This window comes from Flavobacterium sp. Arc2, assembly GCF_041431385.1.
Taxonomy (GTDB): domain Bacteria; phylum Bacteroidota; class Bacteroidia; order Flavobacteriales; family Flavobacteriaceae; genus Flavobacterium.
Map to the genome: position 1 here is coordinate 1 of NZ_JASMRH010000012.1, position 23402 is coordinate 23402.

Below are 23402 nucleotides of genomic sequence, written 5' to 3' on the forward strand. Positions count from 1 at the left end.
TTTGAAAAAAGGGTTCAACTTTAATTAAAAAGGCAAACCCCTATTTTTTTAACTTACACACTTTACGGGACAGTGTCGTTTTTCTTATCCTTGAATATCAACTACTTCAAGATCAAAAATCAACTCTTTTCCTGCTAAAGGATGATTACCGTCAATTACGATAGTCGCTTCTTTAACTTCAACGATTAGTAAATTCATTTCGTTTCCATCAGAAGATTTAGAAACAAGTCCCATTCCAATTTCAGGTGTAATATCTTCAGGAAGCTGGCTTTTATCTACTTCTTGAATTAAATCTTCGCGAGATTCACCGTAAGCATCCTCTTTTGAAATTGTAATTGTTTTTTTCTCATTTAATTTCATATCGATTAGCCCTTTTTCAAATCCGGGAATCAATTTTCCTTGTCCTAAAGTAAACTCTAAAGGTTCTTTTCCTTCTGAAGTATCAAAAACTTGACCATCTGATAACTTTCCTACGTAATGTACCTTAACTGTGTTATTCTCTCTAACTTGAATCATAAAATTTTTTTTTAATTTTAAAAAATACAATTTGCGTAATTTTTACCCTCTTCGTATTTATATTTAAACTTACGTTTTCTTATGCGCCAAAACCACGCCAAAGAACCTATAAAGAGAAATACTTTGGAATAAAGACCAATTTGACAACTTATTCTTCTATAAACAAGTAAATAAACAACGATTTGTGAATTATATTGCCATTTTTTAACTCTAAAGCGGTCTCTAGAATTCCATAAAAAGCATGACAGTCCTGACAGTACTTCGATATTCAGTCTCTAATTACTCTGTATGTTCAACCTTTGGCCTCGATTTATGCTTATGATTACTTTATCATCTCGACCTTAGGTTACGCGTCATTAATTTATAATTTATAGCAAACAATAATAAAATTTTAAATTGTCTAGCTGACAGATCACAAGCAATTGTCGAATTTATTCTATGAAACGAGACTACAGAACAAAACGACTAAGTATTTCGTAGCAAAAAGGCATAAGAACTATCCTAAATTAAACCAAATGCGAATAATTTTTGCCTGCCTTTTTAGTACTTTTATACTTTATGCTAACAAAAAGCAGTAAAGACTTAAAAACAGAAACAATGGCAAAGACTATAAGCATCAATCCGGCAACGGGAGAAAAAATAGGGGAATATGACCGAATTACAAGTAGTGAAGCACTCGAAATAATTGCAGCGTCAAAAAAGGAATATCATCTTTGGAAACAAAAATCATTTGAGGAACGTGCTACATTTATGTATGCATTAGCTGATATCCTTGATGAAAACAACGAAGAATATGCACAACTGGCAACCCAAGAAATGGGTAAAGTAATTGGACAGTCCCGCAAAGAGATTGAAAAATGCGCTTGGATTTGTCGATATTATGCAGAAAATGCAAGTAGCTTATTAGCTAATGAAACCGTAAAAACAGAGGCGACAAAAAGTTATGTAACCTTTCAGCCCATTGGAGTGATTCTAGCCGTAATGCCATGGAATTTTCCGTTCTATCAGGCCATTCGCTTTGCTATTCCGGCTTTAATGGCAGGAAACACCGGAGTTTTAAAACACGCTTCTAATGTTCAAGGGTGTGCCTTTGCGATTGAAGATGCTTTTATTAAGGCAGGATTTCCAAAAGGGGTTTTTATGAATTTAAATATTGATGCCAAAGAGGTAAAAACAGTAATCGAAGATAAAAATATTGCAGCCATTACACTTACTGGAAGCGACGCTGCTGGACGTTCGATTGCCTCAATTGCAGGACAAAACTTAAAGAAAACGGTAATGGAACTGGGAGGGAGTGATGCCTATATTATTCTGGACGACGTAGATCTCGAAGAAGCAACTGATTTAGCTACTTTGGGCCGACTACAAAACAATGGGCAAACCTGTATTGCAGCAAAAAGATTTGTTGTTCTGGATGAAATATATGACGAATTTCTAGCATTATTTACTAAGAAAATGAAAGCGGCTAAAATGGGCGAGCCCACTAGTGAAGATTCCTATTACGGGCCAATGGCAAGGATAGATTTAAGAGATGAATTGCACGAACAGCTAAAGAAGACTATAGAACAAGGAGGCCGTTTGGTTCTTGGAGGAGTAATCCCCGAAGGAAAAGGGGCTTATTATCCTGCAAGCATATTGGGTGATCTAACACCTGGGATGGAAGCTTTTGATAACGAATTATTTGGTCCTGTAGCCTCCGTAATTCGAGCAAAAGATGATGCACATGCTGTTGAACTAGCAAACAATTCTCAATTTGGTTTGGGTTCTGGCGTGTTAACAAAAAATAGAGAACGCGGAGAAAAATTGGCATTACAACTGGAAGCAGGAAGCAGTTTTGTAAATAAATTGGTGGTTTCTGATCCAAGATTACCTTTTGGCGGTATTAAAAATAGTGGTTACGGAAGAGAATTAGCTGCTTATGGAATTCGTGAGTTTGTGAATACAAAAACGATTTGGATTGACTAAAAGTAAAATATTAAACAATAATTTTTATAAATTTTTGAATCTGTGGCAAAAAAAAAGTTGTCTTTCACAGATTTAGGGCTCAGTAAATAGTACTTCCCTTCTACATTGTCAATAGAACGCTTATATTAGGCATTATAGGAGGGAGGGCTTAGTTGTTTTCAAATAGAACCTGGAAACAAATCAATTACTAGCACAAGCAGTACGTTTTAAAAGCAAATACTCCCCCTTCATTTTTAAACTCCCCAATCGATTTACCCACATAGGATTTAAACGCTTTCGATAGAGGACTCACATCTGTAGAGCCCCATTCATCAGCGATTTCAGTGATCGTATTGTGTACCTACATCGTCCTTTACTAAAACCAGTTCAAAAAAATCATTTCTAACCGGGCGCTGTTTCCATTCTGTTAATTCTACCTATTGTATTACAAAAGGTTTATAAACTTCTAAAGCTCCATAATAATGTTGTTTTGGAGTAAAACTATATAATAATCATTAACAAAGGCTATATCAAAGTATAAAAACCTTTAAAAGTACATAAATTGCCTTTTTTATTACCTTAAAAGAACTGTGTTCTGGCTTTATCTTTGCACCCAGATAAATAAAACAACTTTTAACAAATAGAACATGAGCACACCAAACATCGCAAAACAAGATATTATCAACGCATTCAACTTTAGACATGCTACTAAAGAATTTGACGCTACTAAAATTATTTCAGATGATGACATTAAATTTATCTTAGAAACAGCACGATTATCACCAAGTTCTTTTGGTTTTGAGCCCTGGCATTTTATTGTTGTTCAGGATGCAGCATTGCGCGAATTGTTAAAGCCCGTTGCTTGGGGAGCGCCTTTAAAATTAGATACTGCTAGCCATTTTGTTTTAGGTTTGTCAATGAAAGCACCAATGGTGAAATGGGATTCAGATTACATCATGTCTATGATGAAAGATGTTAAAAAATTACCTGCGGAAGTGATTGAAATGTTTTCTAAGTTTTATAGAGAGTTTCAACAACGCGATTTTGACTTGGATACCGATAAAAAATTATTCGATTGGTCTTCTAAACAAACGTATATCGCTTTAGGAAACATGATGACTGCTGCTGCTTTAACAGGTATTGATAGTTGTCCTATTGAAGGTTTTCACCAAGAGAAAGCAGAAGCTTTATTGAGAGAAAAGTTTGGTGTTGATACTGACAAATATGGTTTATCATTTATGGTTGCTTTTGGATACAGAAAAGCAGATCCAGAATTTGGTAAATCGAGAAGAAACATAGAAGACATTGTAACTTGGAAGTAATAAATAACTGTTTCAAAAGTAAATAAAATAATTATTTTTCAGTTTCGAAGGTTACTTTTTGAATATATTTTAAACATAAATGACTAAAAGATGAAAGCAATAGGATATAAAAAGAATCTTCCGATAGAAGATGTTAAATCATTACAAGACATATTTTTAGATACGCCAAAAGCACATGGAAAAGATATTCTAGTAGAGATCAAAGCCATATCAGTTAATCCAGCCGATTATAAAGTACGTGCTAATGTAGCTGCAGAAGGTGATGCCTGGAAAGTAATTGGTTGGGACGCTACCGGAATTGTAAAAGAGGTCGGTGAAGACGTAACTTTATTTGAGGTGGGAGACGAAGTTTGGTACGCAGGAGATATAACACGTCAAGGAAGTTATGCGCAATACCAAATTGTAGACGAACGAATAGTGGGGAAAAAACCTTCTAGTTTATCGTATGCTGAAGCTGCTGCGTTACCATTGACAACACTAACCGCTTGGGAGATGTTGTTTGATAGGCTTCAAGTTGCTAAGGATGATGCTAGCAAATCAATTTTAGTTATTGGTGCTGCCGGTGGTGTGGGTTCGATTTTAGTACAATTAGCTAAAAAATTGACAAAATTGAATATTATTGGCACCGCTTCCCGCGAAGAAACTACAGCCTGGTTAAAAGAATTAGGAGCTGATACAGTAATAAACCATAGAAACAAACTAAGCGAAGAATTTGAAAAATACAATCTTCCCGCTCCAGATTACATAGTGAGTTTAAATGGTACTGAAGAGCATGCAGAAGAAATCGTGAAAGTTATCAAGGCACAAGGTAAATTTGGTTTTATAGACGACCCAAAATCTTTTAACGTAATGCCTTTTAAACATAAAGCAGTTTCTACACATATCGAATTTATGTTTACTCGTTCTATGTTTCAAACAGCAGACATACAACAGCAACACAACATTTTGAACGAAGCGTCTAAACTTATAGATGCTGGGGTAATAAAAACAACTTTAGGAGAAAATTTTGGTACAATAAACGCTGAAAACTTACGTAAAGCACATGCTTTCTTAGAAACGGGAAAAGCAAAAGGAAAAATAGTTTTAGAAGGATTTTAATTCACATAAAGCAATAATTTTCAATTAAAGATTTCGTCAGTTTAGTTTATTTCGAAGCCATTTCGAGATAAACTAAACTGACTTTTTTTGAAATGAATCAGCAATAGCTGATTTAAATAAAACAACAAAATGAATTTTAAAATAACGATAGCAGCATTAGCCTTAACGGCAATACTTACTAGCAATACAGTAAATGCACTAGTAAAGACCATAGATTCTGTTGCAACCTCAAAAGTGCAACATTTTAATTTTGATAAAATGAAATCAGAAACTATTGGTGAAGGAATTCAGCGCAAGTGGTTCCACGGAGAAAAAGGGCAAATGACTATTTTTAACCTAGAAAAAGGAGCGCACATGCCGTGGCATAAACACCCAAACTAGCAAATTACCTATATTATGTCAGGTAAAGTTAAAATTAAGACCGTTATAGACGGTAAAGAAGTATTTGTAGAAATAGGAGCAGGAGAGGTAATTGTGTTTCCAGAAAACGTACCACATGAATTTTGGGCATTGGAGCAAACCGTAGATTTAGACTTACACGTACTTGTACGTGAAGATTGGTTGTAAAAAGAGCTTCCTGATTATTTAAAAAAAAGTAAATAAAATTAAAACAAATCGTCATTCTAAGTTTTATCATAGAAGTCATGACATTACAATTATTTAAATTTATATACATACACACTTGATTTATAAATACTTAAAATGATGCTTGTTAAATAATAGTAAAACCAATCTATAAAACCAATTTACATTTTTTAGACTTACTGCTATTGTAAAAGAGGTTTCATTTGGATAATTTTAGAATTGATTGATATTAAGAAAAAGCCACTATTTTATTGTGGCTTTTTCTATTTTTAAGCGCATTTTGTTACTGTTGCAAAAAAGTTAAATAAATACTAATTGATCTAGGTCAATGATATTGGTAATGTGGTACTGTAATTTTGTTTGTATTAATTTTTAATTAAACATAAATGAACAAGCAACAGCTATTAACACCATATAATAAAAATATTAACTTAAACAACAGAGTTGTCATGGCACCCATGACGCGAAGTAGAGCAAGTAACCCAGGTCACGTACCTACAGATGATCTACATGGTTTATATTACGAGCAACGTGCATCAGCTGGTTTACTTATCTCAGAAGGCTCTCAAGTGTCTACTGCCGCGGTAGGTTATATTAATACTCCAGGTATTTATTCAGAAGAGCAAGTAGCAGGTTGGAAAAAAGTAACGAAACGTGTGCATGATAAAGATGGAAAAATCTTTATTCAGTTATGGCATGTAGGTCGTATGTCTCATCCTGATTTTCACAATGGAGCCTTGCCTTTATCAGCTTCTGCTATAAACCCACACTCTAAATCATTTACTCCAGAAGGATTCAAAGATACGGTTACGCCTAAAGCAATGACTATTGAAGATATTAAAACTACGGTAAAAGATTTTCAAAATGCTGCTGCAAATGCTGTAAAAGCAGGTTTTGACGGAGTTGAAATACATTCCTCAAATGGTTATTTGTTCCACCAATTTTTTAATGGGACTTCAAATTTAAGAACAGATGAATACGGTGGGAGTATTGAAAACAGATGCCGTTTCTTTTTTGAAGTTTTGGATGCTATTAAAGAAGTGATGCCACAAGAAAATATTGGAGCGCGTTTTAACCCTTCATTAGATGGTATGTTTGGTATGACTATGGATGAAGAAACAATCCCTACATTTGAGTACATCATTAAAAAATTAAATAATTATAATTTAGCTTACGTACATTTGTCGGAACCATTTACTGATGTTTCAGCGATACCATACGCAGTTAAAGAAATCGCTAAACATTTCCGTCCTTTATATAACGGAACATTAATGATTAACTCTAATTTTGATCAAGAAAAAGGAAATAAAGTAATTGAAGAAGGGAATGCTGATTTAGTTGCTTATGGTAAATTATACATCTCTAATCCAGATTTAGTAGAGCGTTTTGAAAATAACTTAGCAATGGCAGCTTGGGATCAAGATACTTTTTACACACCAGGAGCTAAAGGATATACGGATTACCCAACAGTTTCAAAATAAAAGGTTTTCTAGAAAGAGAATGACAAAAATTTGATGTAGAACACTTTATTAGCATACAGAGCTAATTAATTAAGTTCTGCATGTAAAGAATTAAATATAAATTAAACTTTAAAATAAATAAAAATGGCTACAACTACAGTTAAAGCATACGGTGCAACGGCACCAACAGAGGATTTAATACCTTTAAATATAGAAAGAAGAGCAGTAGGAAAAGACGATGTGAAAATTGATATTACGTACTGTGGGGTTTGTCATAGTGATATACATACTGTTAGAAACGAATGGCACGGATCAACATATCCAGTGGTTCCTGGACACGAGATAGTTGGTCGTGTTGTTGAAGTTGGTGATGGAGTTAGCAGTTATAAAGTAGGAGATTTAGTAGGAGTAGGCTGTTTAGTAGACTCTTGTCAAACATGTTCTTCTTGTCAAAAAGACTTAGAGCAATTTTGTGAAGAAGGAGCAACATTCACTTACAACAGTCCAGATAAGCACATTGAAGGTAAAGAAACTTACGGAGGTTACTCTACATCAGTAGTTGTGGATGAAAAATTTGTATTGCGCATCCCAGAAAATCTTGACGAAGCAGCAGCCGCACCTTTATTATGCGCAGGAGTTACAACTTGGTCTCCACTAAGCCACTGGAAAGTTAAAGCAGGAGATAAAGTAGGTATTGTAGGTTTAGGAGGTTTAGGCCATATGGGAGTTAAATTTGCACATGCTTTAGGTGCACATGTAGTAATGATTACAACATCTCCAGAAAAAGGAAAAGATGCTAAACGTTTAGGAGCTCATGAAGTTTTAGTATCTAAAGATGCTGAAGAAATGAAAAAGCATCAAAACAGCTTCGATTTTATCTTGAACACCATTCCTGTAGGGCATGAGATGGATCCGTATTTAGGACTATTGAAAATTGATGCGACAATGGTTTTAGTTGGAGCAGTAGAACCTTTAAAACCATTTAACGGAGGAAATATCATTATGGGACGTAAGCGTATCGCTGGTTCTTTAATTGGTGGTATTAAAGAAACACAAGAAATGTTAGATTTCTGTGGAAAACATAATATTACAAGTGATATTGAATTGATCAACATACAAGATATAAACAAAGCTTATGATCGTGTTACAAGCAATGATGTAAAATACAGATTTGTAATTGATATGAAATCACTTAAATAAAAGAGTCTTTTTATTTACTAGTTTTAAAACAGCATCTAAATTCACTTTAGATGCTGTTTTTTTTTCAACTAAGCGACAGCGGTAAGCATTTGGTGAAAATTTTATAGACATAAGATTTCATAAAAATCTTAATTTATTAGTTCCAAAGTATAAAAGCTTTGGGACTTTTTTAGTTTAAACAACAAAAAGTGAAAGCAACCGTCAGAAAATTTTTATCCCTAAAAATAGAGGTTTGTAGAAAGGCTAAAAAAACAGCAATCAAATGAGCGTATTTCTGGATTTAATATATAAGGTCCAAAATGCATTTTTAAACAAAACTTGCTACCGAAGTTGTCTTCAAAATTGGCTCTAATAATAGAGTCGGAGCGTTGCAATAAAAAAATATATTAGTACTTATTTGGGACGTTAGATACTTATTTACTTACATAATGGAAAATAATAGGTGTCTTTTCTAATTACACAAAAGAAAGCAAATAACCCTTTGATTAAAAGCATTTTACAGATAAAAAGTGTGTGAGATATTTAATTTTATAACAATTAAAATAACATTTAACTTCATATTTGTAAGATTTTATAGTATATTATTCGTATATTGAGGAATATAAATCTAGTACTTTTCTAGTTTGTTATAATTTTTTTTAAAAAAACCAATCCTCTATTTAATTCAAAATTAAACTTTATTTGCGGTTAAAAAAGCAAGTAAAAGATGTTTTAAAAAAGGAATAAATTCACTATTTTTCATGTTAAAGTTAAATTTATCAGAATACGATACCAAAGGGTATTATGACGAAATGTTTGATGAAAATAATAACGTTCGGCCCAATTATAAGTTATTTTTAGAACGGCTCCAAAAAGTGAGTCACAAGAAGCTAAAAAGCCTTCAACATGCTACTGATAGAGCCCAACTATCATTAGGAATGACCTTTAATGTGTATGACGACAATCAAGGTGTAGAGCGAATTCTTCATTTAGATATTATTCCTAGAATAATTGATAATACAGAATGGACGCACTTAGAAAAAGGCTTAGAGCAACGTATTAGAGCATTAAATTTGTTTATACAGGATATTTATAATGACCAAAAAGTCATCAAAGATAAAATTATCCCAAAGGAATTAATTTTATCCAGCGCTTCTTATTTAAAACAATTACAAGGATTTACACCTCCAAAAGACATTTGGTGTCACATTACTGGTTCTGACTTAATCAAAGGTGGTGACGGACAATATTATGTACTTGAAGACAATCTAAGATGTCCTTCGGGAGTTTCTTACATGCTTGAAAACAGAGAAATTCTGAAAAGAACATTTCCTGAACTATTCAAAAAACTAGGAGTAAAGCCTGTGTATAATTACACACACATTTTAAGAGATACGTTAGAATCACTTACTGATGTTGAAAAACCTAACGTTGTTGTATTAACTCCAGGTATTTTTAATTCGGCCTATTTTGAGCATTCTTATTTAGCGCAACAAATGGGTGCGGAGTTAGTAGAAGGTAAAGATTTAATTGTAAAAGACGATGTCGTGTTTATGATAACCACCGCTGGTTTGCAACGTGTGGATGTTATTTATCGTCGTGTGGATGATGAATTTATTGACCCACTAGCATTTAATAAAAATTCTGTATTAGGAACTCCTGGATTATTTAAAGCCTATCTAAAAGGAAACGTAGTACTAGTTAATGCACCTGGAACAGGCGTTGTAGATGACAAAGCAGTTTATGCTTATATTCCTCGAATCATCAAATATTACTTAGGTGAAGAGATGATTATACCAAATGTACAAACCTATATTTGTGATGAAGAAGCCGATCGTAAATATGTTATTGAAAATATTCATAATTTAGTGGTGAAACAAACGGATGCTTCAGGTGGTTATGGAATGCTTATAGGTCCAAAATCTACTAAAAAAGAGCAACAAGAATTTATTGCAAAAATAAAACACAATCCAAGAAATTATATTGCACAACCGATGATTAACCTTTCCAGAGTGCCAACTTTGACTGAGGACACGATTGAAGGACGTCATGTAGATTTAAGACCCTATGCGTTATATGGAGAAGATAGTATAAAAATTATTCCAGGAGCATTAACGCGTGTGGCGCTAAAAAAAGGCTCAATCGTTGTCAATTCGTCCCAAGGGGGAGGAAGTAAAGATACTTGGATATTAAACAATTAAAATTAAAAAAATTATGCTTGGAAGAGTAGCAAACACAATATATTGGATGAATAGGTATTTAGAACGTGCAGAAAATTATGCTCGTTTTATGGATGTTAACTTTAATTTATCATTGGAATTACCACCTAATGAAATGCAGCAATGGCAACCACTGGTCGTTATTACAGGAGATTGGGAATTGTATCAATCGCTTAATTCGAAAGTAGAAAAAACGAAAGTCATCTACTTTCTGACTTTTGAAGAAAGAAACCCAAACTCAATTTACAATTGTATTTTAAACGCAAGAGAAAATGCTCGTGCGGTAAGAACCGAAATCACAAAAGAAGTGTGGGAACAAATCAATGCCCTTTATTTTTTAGTGAAAGACGGTCAAGACAAAAAACAATGTTTAGATGTAAATATTAGAAATTTTTTTACCCACATAAAAAACGGATGTCAATTAGTTTACGGGATGTATGATTCTACCATATCTAGAAATGAAGGTTGGAATTTTGGTAAATTGGGACAAGTTTTAGAACGTGCAGATAAAACATCAAGAGTACTAGACGCTAAATACCATCTTTTATTAGACTCTCCTACGGAAGTTGGATCGTCGATAGATTTAATACAATGGGCAGCCCTTTTAAAATCAGTAAGTGCTTATGATATGTATAGAAAAAAATACGGAAAGCTATCGCCTTCCTGCATTGCAGAGTTTTTGATTCTAGATAAAGAATTTCCTAGATCTATACTTGCTTGTCTACTAATTGCTGAGCAATCACTTATTACGTTGTCTGGTAGTGCTGTTGGCTTTAGTAATGACGCACAAAAACAATTAGGCGCCCTAAGATCGCAATTGGAATATATTGACATTAATGACATTATAGATAAAGGCATGCATGAGTATCTGGATGAGATCCAAGGAAAGTTAAATAAAATATCTTCAGCTATTTACAACTCGTTTTTTGTGATACAAACTGATTACTCAGAAGTAAAATAGAATATCTAGCTGTTTAGTTTTTAAAATCGTCAGTTCGAGTGCATTTTGTGGAATGAAATGAAAAAAAATACCTGTTTGCCACGGGCAGGTATCGAGAACTAATCCTTAAAAATTAATTGTACCAAAGTATTAGAATACTAAAAATTAGAATCAACCAATGAAATTTAAGATTACTCATAATACAGTCTATTTGTTTAATTCAGAAGTGTTTCTGGAACCACATTATTTGAGGTTCCGACCAAGAGAAACAACTTATGTCGATGTAACAGATTATTCAATAACGATTCTGCCAGAACCGACAGGGCATAGGGTAGTACAAGATGAAGAAAATAATGTAGTAGATTTTTGTTGGTTTGAAGGGATGACGAACCAATTAACAATTACGTCAACAACCATTCTGGAAACGAAGGACTTTAACCCTTTTGATTTCCTAATTTATCCACTACACTTTAATCAACTACCATTACAATATGATGAATTGCAGAAAAAATTACTTTTTTCTACGTTAGAAGGCCAACTCATCTCACAAGAATTACTTGATTACGGAACAGCCATTTTAAAAGAATCTAATTTTAATACGATTTCGTTTTTAACAAATCTGACTAAACAATTACATGACGATTTTAGTGTTGAATATAGAGAAGTAGGATCACCATTAAAACCAGACGAAACCTTTACAATAAAAAGAGGATCTTGCCGAGATTTGTCATGGATGCAAATAAACCTGTTAAGACAGTTTGGAATCGCTGCACGTTTTGTTAGTGGTTACTATTATTTTGACATGATCCACCCCGCTTATGAACTACATGCCTGGGTGGAGGTCTTTTTACCAGGAATTGGTTGGCTAGGTTTAGATCCAAGTCACGGTATTCTTACAGGAAATACGCATTTCCCGATTGCTTCAAGTGCGCACTTCGAAAACACAATGCCAGTCTCTGGAGGTATTCGAGGTAGTGCAACTTCTAAATTAGAAACCCAACTTTCAATAGAAAAATATAAGTAAATGACAATCATATGCTTATTTTTACAACAAAATTAAATATATGAAAATATTTCAATGTGGTCATTGTGCTCAATCTCTATTTTTCGAAAGTTATACTTGTGAAAATTGCGGGCATTTATCAGGTTTTAGAGATGAAGACCGCAAGATGCTGACCTTCGACCCGCTGGGTATATCTTTGATTTCTGATCAGAAGCACATTGAGTATAAGTATTGTAAGAATAAAGAATACAACGTTTGTAACTGGCTAATTGAGAAGAATTCACCTGAAGAATTTTGTCATGCTTGCCAGCTAAACAGAACAATACCAAATCTTTCCGATACAGAAAATTTTGAAAAATGGAAAAATCTTGAAATTGCAAAGCACCGCTTGATTTATCAACTTCAAAAAATTGGGCTACCACTGCCAAGTAAAATGATCAATGACGAAGGATTGTGTTTCGACTTTGTTGTAAAACAAAACGACCCTGATCTAATGACAGGTCACGCAGACGGAGTTATTACTATCCTTTTAAGTGAAGCAGACTCTGCGCTAAGAGAGCAAATGCGAAAGCAATTTCTAGAACCTTATCGTACATTGATTGGTCATCTTAGACATGAGGTAGGTCACTATTTCTGGGATCGCTTAATATATACTAACGAGCAGCTATTAACCGAGTTTAGAGCCATTTTTGGAGACGAACAAGTGAGTTATGCTGATGCTTTACAGAAGCATTACAAGGAAGGTGCTCCCGCAGATTGGCAAAAGTCATTTGTAAGCAAGTATGCTACATCACATCCTTGGGAAGATTGGGCAGAAACTTGGGCACACTATCTCCATATTATGGATATGCTAGAAACAGCCTATTTTTTTGGTTTAAATGTGAAGCCAATCAATCCGTCAAACACTATGAAAGCTAACGTTTCTTTCGACCCTTATACTGTAGAAAATTTTGATGTGATTATAGAGACTTGTATTCCTTTATCATTTGCCGTCAATAGCATCAATAGAGCAATGGGAATTCCTGATGTTTATCCATTCATTATTACACCGAATATGGTTGAAAAAATGAAGTTTATTCATAAAATACTATTACCAAAACGATAGGAAAATTAGAAAAAAAATTTCATTTTTATATTTAAATAAGTAGCCATAACCATTTAATTATTATACTAAACAGTAAGCTGTAATACTTTATATTTTTTGAGCATGTCCCGTCAGATAACTTCGTCGTTCCTCCTCGTTACTTTCGGGCCGGGCTATTCGCTATATCTTTTATTCCGCAAGCTCCATAAAAGGATACCACTACTATCCCTCATGCAAATTTGACTACGAGAAATAATGGTTTTTTAAGACTAAATCAAAAATTTGTATTAAGATATTTTAGGTAGTAGAGTAGTAGCTGCCTTTTAAATACTACTCTTAGATGTTTTTGCTATTTCGTATCTCATTTGCTTTACAGTAAGAGTGCTTCCATCATGACTCCAGCCAGGAGCGCCGAAAATATACTTGAACTTGTGATACCAATTTTTTGATTTTTTCATGTCTTCCCAAATATTTTTGTACTCATGGGTTAAGATAATATATAGATTATAAGAGTCTGGAGGTACAGAAACCCCGTATTCTATAGCTATAGAATCATCTAGTTCTTTCCAAGTTCCAAAAATTCTATCAAAAACATTTAGGAAGCCACCATGGTTTTTATCCATATATTCAATATTGCGTGCATGGTGAACTTGATGCATGGTGTGGGTATTTAGAAATTTTTCTATAAACCCCATTTTTTTTATATACTGTGTATGCAGTTGGAATTGCCATAGAGCTTCAATAGCCATACAAACAACAAGCATTTCTGGCGGAAAACCAATGATCACAATCCAAACATAAAAAAAGGGTTTATAAAAAATAGTGAACCAACCATTTCGAACGGCTGTACCCAAATTAAAATTATCTGAAGAATGATGTACAATATGTGCTGCCCATAAAAAGCGGACCATGTGATTTTGTCGATGGAACCAGTAATAAGAAAAATCATCTAAGAGCATACAAAATAACCAAATGTACCATGCATATCCAAAAGATTCCCAGCCCATTATATTCATACGAACACCATCTACTATGGGGTTGAAGAAATCATAGGCAAAATTAAAAACAAATATTACGGCTACTGTTTTTATAAGCGCACCGACTACCGCAGATCCTATTCCAAGCGATAAACTTGAGAATAAGTCTTTCCATTTATATAATTGTTTGTCATCAAAAGTTTTGCTGTAGGTAAGCTCTATAGCGATAAAGCCTAAAAAACAAGGAACTCCATAAACTAACGGGTTCGTAAAATCCATTTAGTGGTAGTAGTTTAAATAAGTTTGTTTAACGTTAAAATACGTTCTAAATATTATTTAAGCAATATACTTTATTTTATCTTAATTGCCGCATCATCGTAAAACATTTTATAGTTAGTTTAACGTTAAATTACGTTCTAAATATTATTTAAGCAATAGACTTTATTTTATCTTAACTGCGCCGCCTCATCGTAAAACATTTTATATTTAAAGATCTGACCAGTCTTGTCAATTATAAATAGTATCCGTCGTAATAAACACCGTATCATAATTCGACGGTATATCAACAAATTATTAAAAGAGAACTTTCTTTAGAATTATAAATTTAAAGTTTAAAGACAGAAAACTATCAACAGGAAATAATCCTCCAAATAAAACAATATATATTTGAATTATAATTTATATTATGTAAAATAGAAATTATGTGCAATCTTTAACTCCCTTTAAAATATCATCAGTAAAACTGTTTTCTATTCACTCTATCCTTAATAAGAAACAATAATATCCTTTAATTAATAAAACCAAGATTTAACATTCATAATACGACCATATAAATAATAATTTTATTAATTTTACACAAAGAAACCATAACAAAATTATGAACACGATTGTAGAACGCATTGCTGATTTTTTAAAGAAATACTCGCCATTTGACCATTTAACATTTGAAGAGTTATCTGAAATTGCTGCAAATATTCGTGTCGTAAATTTGGAAAAAAACAAAACATTGTTCCAATATAATGATGTTTTACACGATAGTTTTTACGTTGTGGCCTCTGGAGTAATTCACTTATCTGTTATAGCAGATGCTGAAGAAACGATTTTGAATAAATGTCATGAAGGTGCTATTTTTGGTTTGCGTCCATTTTTCGCAAAAAACAATTATAGAATGACTGCAAAAGCGCGTGAAGAAAGTGTCGTTTATGCTATTCCTATTGCCATTTTTAGACCATTTGTAGCAAATAACACTGAGGTTTTAAATTATTTATTGGAAAATTTTGCCACTAATACGCCTGCCTCAACAGAAAACGATAATTTACGAGGAAATCACATTTCAGACACCTTATTTTATACGGACAAACAGTCTCAAATGCAATATTTCCAAACTTTATCCTATAACAATACACCGCTTATAACTACTGCTAACTCTATGGTTAGTGAAGTAGCGCAACTTATGGCTGAAATGCGACTTAATAGTGCTGTTATTTGTGATGCGAATATGCCTATCGGAATTGTTACCGATACGGATATGTCATCTAAAATTGCTACAGGCAGGTTTCCAATAACTGTTTCAGTAGATAAAATTATGTCGTCGCCAGTAATAACAGTACTAGAAAATGTTTCGCTGGCAGAAGCACAATTACTGATGTTAAAAAATAATGTCACCCATTTGTGTGTAACCGCGGATGGTACGAATAAATCGAATGTAAAAGGAGTTGTTTCTGAACACGATTTGATTGTTGCACAAGCCAGTAATCCTGGTGTTCTAATTAAAGAAATTAAGCGTACTCATACTCCGAAAGAATTAAAACAAATTCGTGTACGACTAACTGATCTTATTCAAACATCGATTTACAAAAATATTCCTCTTACACATATTTCTAATATTACTTCTGAGATCAATTTTGCCCTATTAAAGCGCGCAATCGAAATCTCTATTCTTGAAATGGGCTCCCCTCCTGCTCGTTTTGCCTGGTTAAGCATTGGTAGTCAAGGAAGAAAAGAACAGCTGCTACTTACAGATCAAGATAGTATTTTAGTTTTTGAAGATGTAGCTACCGAAAAATACAGAGAGGTAAAAGATTATTTTCTTGAACTAGGACGAAAAACGACCCTTACACTTGAAGAAATAGGCTATGAATTATGCCCTAACGGACATATGGCAAGCAATATGATGTGGTGCAAGTCATTGACGGATTGGATAAAACAATACGACAACTGGATGAATACTCCTGGTGAAAGCAGTAATAATTTGAGTAGTATATTCTTTGATTATGAACTTGTTTTTGGAGAATCAAAAATTGAAGATGCAATTAGTAATGTTGTTTTCAAAAATGCGAGCAACAATACATTGTTTTTTGACTTTTTAGGCAATGATGCGTTAAGAAAAAATTCTCCTTTAAGTTTTTTCAAAAAGTTCATTCTGGAAGAAACTGGCCCCAACAAAGATAAGTTCGATATAAAGACCCGTGCCTTAATGCCGCTTATAGATGGTGCCCGTCTATTTATCCTAAGTCAAGGCATAAAAGGGATTAACAATACCTACACTCGCTTTAAACAATTAGCGATTAATGACCCTAAATATTCAGAGATATATCTTAATTGTGCTGAAGCTTTCTTAACTTTATCGAAAATAAGAACAGTAGAAGGCTTAAAAAATGAAGATTCTGGACAATTTATAAATTTGGAGGAGTTATCAAAAATCGACAAAGAAAAACTGAAAAATGCGCTGGCTCCAATGAGAGAATTGGAAGAATTAATTAAAAATAAGTTTCAACTGACTCAATTTTCCTAGTTATGCTAGAATGGATAAAAAATATCAATAAAGAACTTCCGGAATTCTGGAAAACATACCTTGCTAAATTCGATAAAAAATCGAATCGTTACGTTGTTATCTCTACTGAAACTACAGGTATGAATCCGCATAAAGATGTAATCTTATCAATCGGTGCGTTTGCCGTTGTAGATGACAGTCTTTTTATTGGAGACAGTTTTGAAGTCATTTTATTGCAATACAAATACCTACACGATAATAAACTTTCAAATGAGTTTATTATCGAAAGCAAGATGAATAAACTTGCAGAAACAGAAGCCATAAAAGCCTTTGTTGAGTTTATTGGAAATTCTACTTTAGTGGGACATCATATTGATTTTGATGTCGAAATGATTAATGAGGCCTTAGAAAAACTAGAATGCGGCCGATTAAAAAATGAAGCCTTGGATATTGATATGATGCATCGAAAATTAAACGATATCACTGATAAGCAATTTTCATTAAACGAATTATCTGAAATTTATAAAGTCCCAAACAGCGAGAGAAATTCGTCAACTGAAGACGCCTATAAAACGGCTTTATTATTTCTAAAATTAAAGTCAAGGTTAGGTATTAAATAAACCCTTAAAGACAATAATTTGCTAGTTTTATTTTAACTGAATAAAATCATAAAGAGCTAAAACTTTCCACATATTAAACAGATTCAATCTCGTTGTTCTTTATTGTTTTAACCGTACCATAGTACTGTAACGACCATGATGACTTAATGAAACGAGATTTAAAGAATTCTTTTTCCCTTCTACAAGAAATGGAACTCCCTTCTTTTTTATTATTTTCACTGTAGGTCCGAGCTCCAAGACAAAATTAAGATCCATCTTATCAGTTACTGCAATTGTGTGAATTTTATCCTGTATTATTTCAGTTTTAGTATAGTAGGTATAACCATTACATAGAACGGAACCTATATTTCTATTTTCGTAAGTACATTCTAACTTCAGGGGAAAGTAGCCGCGTATTCCTGTGGCTCTATTGTAGATTTTGTAAGCTGCTTCTTTCCTGCTCCATAAATTCCATACCATGATGTCTGAATTTTCAGCAGTTGAAATAAGCAATTGTTCTTTTGGCGTAAATATTTTATCCAAATATCCTTGACGTTTCCAATTGCTTTCTATTCGAGCTAAAGCCAAATCTACAACATCGTTTCCAATCACCTTTTTGCTAATTTAGTTTCTATTATTTCCAATGTAGATTTCACGTCAATCATTTTTTCCATCGAATCATTATCGATATGGATTTTAAAATAGTCTTCGACATCTAAAATGATATCCACCAGATTAGCCGAATTAATATTTAAATCAGTTATGAAATCTGTGTCTTCCGTGAAATTTTCAAAAGCTTCTTCATTATTAATGTAGGGCTTTACTATATTTCTTAATTGTTCTAAAGTCTCTTCTTTGTTCATGCTATAGTTTTTAAACTGTATATTTTTTCAAAATGAGGCAACCATTAACGTCTCCAAAACCAAAACTGGCTTTGGCTATAATATTTAATTCTTTTTCAATCAAATTTTTAGGAACTCTTGAAACATCAATTATATTTTCGATTTCAAGGTTTAAGTCCTCACAATTAATATTGGGAAAAATAAATCCTTGATGTACTTGTAATACTGCAGCAACACTTTCTATACTCCCAGCTGCTGACAAGCAATGACCTACCATTGATTTCAATGAGTTGATATAGGGGAAATCGTTGCCGCTTCTGCCCAAAGCTTCACTCCAATTCTTTATTTCTAAACTGTCTTTTGATGTAGCAGTCAAGTGACCATTGATAGTGTCGATTTCATCTGCTTGGATTCCAGCATTAGCAATCGCATCTTTGATACACTTTTGAACCGCTATAGGATTTGGAGCCGTCATTGTTCCCTCACCACGCTGTCCACCTGAATTTACATTTCCACCTAACACTTCAGCATAAATTCGTACGCCACGTGAAAGCGCTGTTTCCAAATCTTCCAATACGAAAGCTCCTGCTCCGCTTCCAGGTACAAATCCAGAGGCACTGGCACTCATAGGTCTCGAACCTTGCTCTGGACTTTCATTGTGCTTAAAAGTACAAACACGCAAAGCATCAAAACCACCCCAGATATAAGGCCCACTGTCACTAGTGCTCCCAGCTAACATTCGATTAGCCAACCCCGACTTGATACGTTCATAAGCCATCAAAATGCTTTCGGCCCCAGTAGTACAAGCAGATGAATTAGTAGTTACCTGGTTCCCTAAACCTAATTTCCCTCCTAGATAAGCACTAACTCCACTATTCATTGTTTGTGCTACAGCTGTACTTCCAAGTCTACGAGTTTGCAAATCATCAATTTTGTAAATGCTTTCGCGAAATTTATCGATACCAGAAGTTCCAGTACCAAAAATCGTTCCGCTATCCCAATCAGGGTCCTCGTTATTCAATATGGGTAACTCAGCATCCTTCCATGCATCCATTCCCGCTATTACACCATACAAAATACCCGTGGAGTTAAAATTTCGCAGTTCTAATTCCGTAAAATAATCCAATGATAGTGCCTCCGAAATCTCAGGTTTTCCTGAAATCTGACACGAAAATTGCAGGCGTTCCAAGTCCGGATCTTTACGAATACCAGAAATTCCATTTTTAATCGCATGAGTAAAGGCATCAATCCCTACTCCATTTGGAGCCACCACACCAAGTCCGGTTATTACTACTCTCCTATTCATGGCATTATTATTTAAATCATTAAAATTGCATCAAGATTTCTCGATACATTTTTTTTTAAGCTCTTGCTTTTTTAATTCGAAATTAGGCAAAGCGAAAGCCACTGAGGAATTAAAAGAAATATTTAGACTATCATTCCTGCAATTTCTCCACTACAAACAACAACCCCAAATTCATTTTTCATACTCACTTTACATTTTAGTTTACCAAATCTGAAGTAGACCTTTTCTGAAAATACGGTCACTTTTTCATTAGGAAATACGGGTTTCATAAATTCAATATTAGTTGATGTTAAAGCTATTGAAGTATTTTTATTAAAGTTATTATCTAATAAAAATATACCTAGGCAAACGAGTCCTATTTGAGCCATTGTCTCTGTTAAAATCACACCAGGTGTCACCGGATGATTTTCAAAATGACCTTTGTAAAAATCTAATTTTTCATCGAAAGTAAAGGTACCTTCTACTCCATTTTCATCAATCTTAATGATTTCATCAACAAATAGGAATGGTTTAGAATACGGTAATTTTGATATAATTTCTTTATTTTTCATCATTCTTATATCTTCTTTTACTAAAACTGCAACAATACTCTTTGGGCCGAAAACCCTGGGCCAAAACTCAGCATTAATCCTTTATCTCCTTTTGGAGGCATATTATCCATGAATCGCTCCAAAACATACAGAACGGTTGCACTCGACATATTACCATACAAACGCAAAACTTCCTTTGTATCATCTATGTTTTTACCTAAATCTGAAAATAAAGCTTCCACTGTTTGAACTATCTTTTTTCCACCCGGATGAAATATGAGATGGTCCATATCATCAATTTTTAGATTGTTTTTTTCTAAAAAAGGATGGATAATCGCTGGGAAATGCGAAGCAATAGTATCTGGGACTTCAATGTCTAAAATCATTTGCAAACCACTATTGGTTAGCTTAAAGCCCATCATGTGTTCATTTTCATAAAAATGATACATCTCTTCTGCTAGAATTTCGGGACCTTCATCGTCTTCGTGAGACGAGAGTAAGACACAGGCAGCTCCATCTCCAAAAATAGCAGCACTTACAATATTAGCCATCGAAAAATCATTCAGCTGAAATGTTGCTGTCGGACTTTCTACTGCGATTACCGCTGCGCGTTTACCAGGATTAGACTGCAAAAAGTTTTTAGCATATATAATTCCAGATATTCCAGCAGCACAGCCCATCTCCGTTACCGGTAGACGCACAATGTCCTGCCGTAACTTTAGCTTATTAATTAAATAGGCATCTAATGAAGGGATCATGATACCAGTGCAACTCACCGTTATGATATAATCTAAATCTTCTGCCTTCCACCCCGATTTCAACAATGCTTTTTCCAGTACCTTTTCTCCTAAATCAATGACTTCACGAACATAAATATCATTTCGCTCTTCGAATGATGTTTTTGTAAAAACTTCGATCGGATCCATGATGGAATAGCGCTTGTCTACTGCCGCACCCTCAAATATTTTCTTTACTTTTCTGATGAAGCGCTCATCTTGTCCCGTGAGCCAAGCATCTAGAAACGGAATTATTTCCGCTGTAGTTCTGGAATATTTCGGTAATTGTTTTGTAACTGTATTTATTTTTACACTCATATCTTTGAAATTATCCATTGGTATCTAAAAGCCCATTTCCATTGGATTTTATATTTTTTAAAATTTAATTTTTTTGAAAACCGAAGTAAGTCTTCTTTTCTAAAACCTCTTAATATTGAAACCAAACCATCTTCCCTGGACATATCATTCAATTGAAAAACAAAACACAAGGACTGAAACAATCGGTAAGCGACAGCACTTCGATGTAAATCATTAATAACAACTCCGAGACTGGCATTCTCATAAAATGTTGTCATTATTTCCATAATTTCATCTTCCTTGAAATGATGTAAAGTCAAGGTGCACAATACAATATCATACTTTAATTCTTTAAAAGGTTTATCAAAGATATCTTCACAACGGTACGCTATATTGAGATATTCTTTTGATAAATTAATAGCATGCCTTACAGTGAAATTATTTGCATCAACCCCTATTAGATTAAGTTTTAAATTATGCTGCAATCCATAATCAGCAAGTGTTCTTAACATATCTCCATTACCACAACCCACATCAACAATCGTGATTTCAGTTGTTTTAGGATTATTAGCGATTAACTCCTTCACTCCTAGTAAAGTTAGTTTGTTTCCTCCTAATAGCTGATTAATTTTTGCGATTTTATCTAAAGCTTCACGTAAAATTTCGCCTTCCAGAGCAAAATCATCCATGATTTCCGGTTCATCAGTTCTATATTTTGTGTTTAATGACATATCTGATTAATTTATAATGGGTTTGCCATGGGTTTTCCTTATGATTATTTTTAAAACGAAAGGGAATCTAACTACTATACGGATTAGAGACTCGGACAGTTTTTGTTTTTCTAAAATTTTAGATAATATCCGGCCCATCTTCAACCTACTATTAAAATTATAATTCCATTGTTTAAAATATTTTTTTTCCAATGAAGTCCTAGATGTAATCTCGCCCTCAAAATAAGCACCAACCAAATCAGAAGCAATTTTAGCACTATGAATAGCCATCGCCATTCCGTTCCCGCATAAAGGATGTATCAGCCCAGCTGTGTCTCCTATCATAAGAATACCATTTTCTACTGCTCTTTTTTTTTCGAAAGAAATCTGGCTGATCGTTAAAGGCTTTTCAAAAAGCATCGTACTGGCATCTAAAATTAATTTTAAATGCGGATTTTTAGAAACCACATCTTTCTGATACTCTTGAATATTTTTGTGCTTTTTAAAAGTTTCGTAATCTGCTAAATAGCAAATATTAATTGTGTCATTTTCTACTTTTGAAACCCCACAATAACCTCCCTTAAAATTATGCAATCCCACCAAATTACTAGGAAAATCGCCAGAGTAATGTGCTTTTACTGCTAACCACGAAGATTTTTTTTGAATAAAATTTCTATTTAATTTTTGATCAATATTGGAACGTTTCCCAAAAGCACCAATTACGATTTCTGCTTTTAGCACCATATTATCTGAAGTTCGTACTGTAAATTGATTCTCGTTATAAACAATGTCTTCGACAGTATCTTGTATAACGACACACCCATTTGCAACAGCTTTCTTATATAAATAAGCATCTAGAGCAAAACGACTGACACCAAAACCTCCAAGCGGCAATTCAATTTTAATTGATTTACCATTTTCTGTCGAAAATTGAAGTTGACTAATTTTCGTAGGAGTTAATTGAGAAACATTGATATCCAGCCATTCGAGATAAGGCAATACTTCATTTGAAATGTATTCTCCGCAAACTTTGTGTTTTGGAAACTCATTCTTTTCGATCAAAATAACAGCCACCCCTATTTTAGATAAATGAATAGCTGACGTGAGCCCAGCTAATCCTCCTCCAACAATAATAACAGACGCTATCTTTTCCATAGTGGCTAATTTAGGTTATTTCTTGGAAATGAAAGTTATTAAAAAATAAAAAAACTGCTCCCAAACAGGAAGCAGTTTTCTATTAAA

22 protein-coding genes are annotated in these 23402 nt (G+C 33.7%); 13 read left to right on the forward strand and 9 right to left on the reverse strand.

The window, feature by feature from the left end:
* Positions 1 to 84: 84 nt before the first annotated feature.
* A complete protein-coding gene (locus tag QO182_RS09770; RefSeq protein WP_371541933.1) occupies positions 85 to 516 on the reverse strand; it encodes a peptidylprolyl isomerase in 432 nt (143 codons plus the stop codon).
* 597 nt (positions 517 to 1113) lie between these two features.
* On the opposite strand from QO182_RS09770, the gene QO182_RS09775 reads away from it, so the two are divergent.
* The 11 genes from QO182_RS09775 (at position 1114) to QO182_RS09825 (ending at position 13371) form a co-directional block, all read left to right on the forward strand.
* Positions 1114 to 2481, forward strand: coding sequence for an NAD-dependent succinate-semialdehyde dehydrogenase (locus QO182_RS09775; protein ID WP_371541931.1), 1368 nt, complete (start codon positions 1114 to 1116; stop codon positions 2479 to 2481).
* A 626-nt stretch (positions 2482 to 3107) separates the two neighbouring features.
* Positions 3108 to 3782 (forward strand): NAD(P)H-dependent oxidoreductase, encoded by a 675-nt coding sequence (locus QO182_RS09780; RefSeq protein WP_371541929.1) that lies wholly within the window; start codon positions 3108 to 3110, stop codon positions 3780 to 3782.
* A gap of 90 nt (positions 3783 to 3872) precedes the next feature.
* Entirely contained in the window at positions 3873 to 4880 is a 1008-nt protein-coding gene (locus tag QO182_RS09785) for a zinc-binding alcohol dehydrogenase family protein (RefSeq protein ID WP_371561270.1), read from the forward strand.
* Between the two features lie 129 nt (positions 4881 to 5009).
* Positions 5010 to 5261: a hypothetical protein gene (locus QO182_RS09790; RefSeq protein ID WP_371561271.1), complete on the forward strand. Its 252-nt coding sequence runs from the start codon at positions 5010 to 5012 to the stop codon at positions 5259 to 5261.
* A gap of 12 nt (positions 5262 to 5273) precedes the next feature.
* Complete coding sequence (locus tag QO182_RS09795; protein ID WP_371561492.1) at positions 5274 to 5447, forward strand: hypothetical protein; 174 nt, start codon at positions 5274 to 5276, stop codon at positions 5445 to 5447.
* 404 nt (positions 5448 to 5851) lie between these two features.
* Positions 5852 to 6946 (forward strand): alkene reductase, encoded by a 1095-nt coding sequence (locus QO182_RS09800; RefSeq protein ID WP_371561272.1) that lies wholly within the window; start codon positions 5852 to 5854, stop codon positions 6944 to 6946.
* A 123-nt stretch (positions 6947 to 7069) separates the two neighbouring features.
* Positions 7070 to 8125, forward strand: a complete 1056-nt coding sequence (locus QO182_RS09805) for an NAD(P)-dependent alcohol dehydrogenase (protein ID WP_371541917.1) — start codon at positions 7070 to 7072, stop codon at positions 8123 to 8125.
* Positions 8126 to 8865: 740 nt separating this feature from the next.
* Positions 8866 to 10305, forward strand: a complete 1440-nt coding sequence (locus QO182_RS09810; RefSeq protein WP_371561274.1) for a circularly permuted type 2 ATP-grasp protein — start codon at positions 8866 to 8868, stop codon at positions 10303 to 10305.
* A 13-nt stretch (positions 10306 to 10318) separates the two neighbouring features.
* Positions 10319 to 11284, forward strand: coding sequence for an alpha-E domain-containing protein (locus QO182_RS09815; RefSeq protein WP_371561276.1), 966 nt, complete (start codon positions 10319 to 10321; stop codon positions 11282 to 11284).
* Positions 11285 to 11441: 157 nt separating this feature from the next.
* On the forward strand, positions 11442 to 12287 hold the full coding sequence (locus QO182_RS09820; RefSeq protein ID WP_371561278.1) for a transglutaminase N-terminal domain-containing protein: 846 nt from the start codon (positions 11442 to 11444) through the stop codon (positions 12285 to 12287).
* Positions 12288 to 12327: 40 nt separating this feature from the next.
* Positions 12328 to 13371, forward strand: a complete 1044-nt coding sequence (locus QO182_RS09825) for a putative zinc-binding metallopeptidase (RefSeq protein WP_371561280.1) — start codon at positions 12328 to 12330, stop codon at positions 13369 to 13371.
* A gap of 302 nt (positions 13372 to 13673) precedes the next feature.
* Here QO182_RS09825 and QO182_RS09830 read toward each other — a convergent pair whose 3' ends face one another.
* Positions 13674 to 14606, reverse strand: coding sequence for a sterol desaturase family protein (locus QO182_RS09830; protein ID WP_371561281.1), 933 nt, complete (start codon positions 14604 to 14606; stop codon positions 13674 to 13676).
* Between the two features lie 598 nt (positions 14607 to 15204).
* Between QO182_RS09830 and QO182_RS09835 the strand changes: the two genes are divergently transcribed.
* Both QO182_RS09835 and QO182_RS09840 read left to right on the forward strand, forming a co-directional pair.
* A complete protein-coding gene (locus QO182_RS09835) occupies positions 15205 to 17121 on the forward strand; it encodes a DUF294 nucleotidyltransferase-like domain-containing protein (RefSeq protein WP_371561283.1) in 1917 nt (638 codons plus the stop codon).
* 2 nt (positions 17122 to 17123) lie between these two features.
* On the forward strand, positions 17124 to 17720 hold the full coding sequence (locus tag QO182_RS09840; RefSeq protein WP_371541896.1) for a PolC-type DNA polymerase III: 597 nt from the start codon (positions 17124 to 17126) through the stop codon (positions 17718 to 17720).
* Positions 17721 to 17819: 99 nt separating this feature from the next.
* On the opposite strand, the gene QO182_RS09845 is transcribed toward QO182_RS09840, so the two are convergent.
* The 7 genes from QO182_RS09845 to QO182_RS09875 all read right to left on the reverse strand — a co-directional run bounded on the left by QO182_RS09845 (position 17820) and on the right by QO182_RS09875 (position 23315).
* Positions 17820 to 18311, reverse strand: a complete 492-nt coding sequence (locus QO182_RS09845) for a 4'-phosphopantetheinyl transferase superfamily protein (RefSeq protein WP_371561285.1) — start codon at positions 18309 to 18311, stop codon at positions 17820 to 17822.
* The gene (locus tag QO182_RS09850) at positions 18308 to 18562 is read right to left on the reverse strand and encodes an acyl carrier protein (protein WP_371541890.1); all 255 of its coding nucleotides are present in this window, start codon (positions 18560 to 18562) and stop codon (positions 18308 to 18310) included. The genes QO182_RS09845 and QO182_RS09850 overlap by 4 nt, the downstream gene beginning before the upstream one ends.
* Before the next feature lie 10 nt (positions 18563 to 18572).
* Entirely contained in the window at positions 18573 to 19847 is a 1275-nt protein-coding gene (locus QO182_RS09855; protein WP_371561287.1) for a beta-ketoacyl synthase, read from the reverse strand.
* Positions 19848 to 19969: 122 nt separating this feature from the next.
* Positions 19970 to 20398, reverse strand: a complete 429-nt coding sequence (locus QO182_RS09860; protein WP_371561495.1) for a 3-hydroxyacyl-ACP dehydratase FabZ family protein — start codon at positions 20396 to 20398, stop codon at positions 19970 to 19972.
* Between the two features lie 20 nt (positions 20399 to 20418).
* On the reverse strand, positions 20419 to 21471 hold the full coding sequence (locus QO182_RS09865) for a type III polyketide synthase (protein ID WP_371561289.1): 1053 nt from the start codon (positions 21469 to 21471) through the stop codon (positions 20419 to 20421).
* Positions 21468 to 22181 (reverse strand): methyltransferase domain-containing protein, encoded by a 714-nt coding sequence (locus QO182_RS09870; protein WP_371561291.1) that lies wholly within the window; start codon positions 22179 to 22181, stop codon positions 21468 to 21470. The genes QO182_RS09865 and QO182_RS09870 overlap by 4 nt, the downstream gene beginning before the upstream one ends.
* A gap of 6 nt (positions 22182 to 22187) precedes the next feature.
* Complete coding sequence (locus QO182_RS09875) at positions 22188 to 23315, reverse strand: NAD(P)/FAD-dependent oxidoreductase (protein ID WP_371561293.1); 1128 nt, start codon at positions 23313 to 23315, stop codon at positions 22188 to 22190.
* Positions 23316 to 23402: the final 87 nt, after the last annotated feature.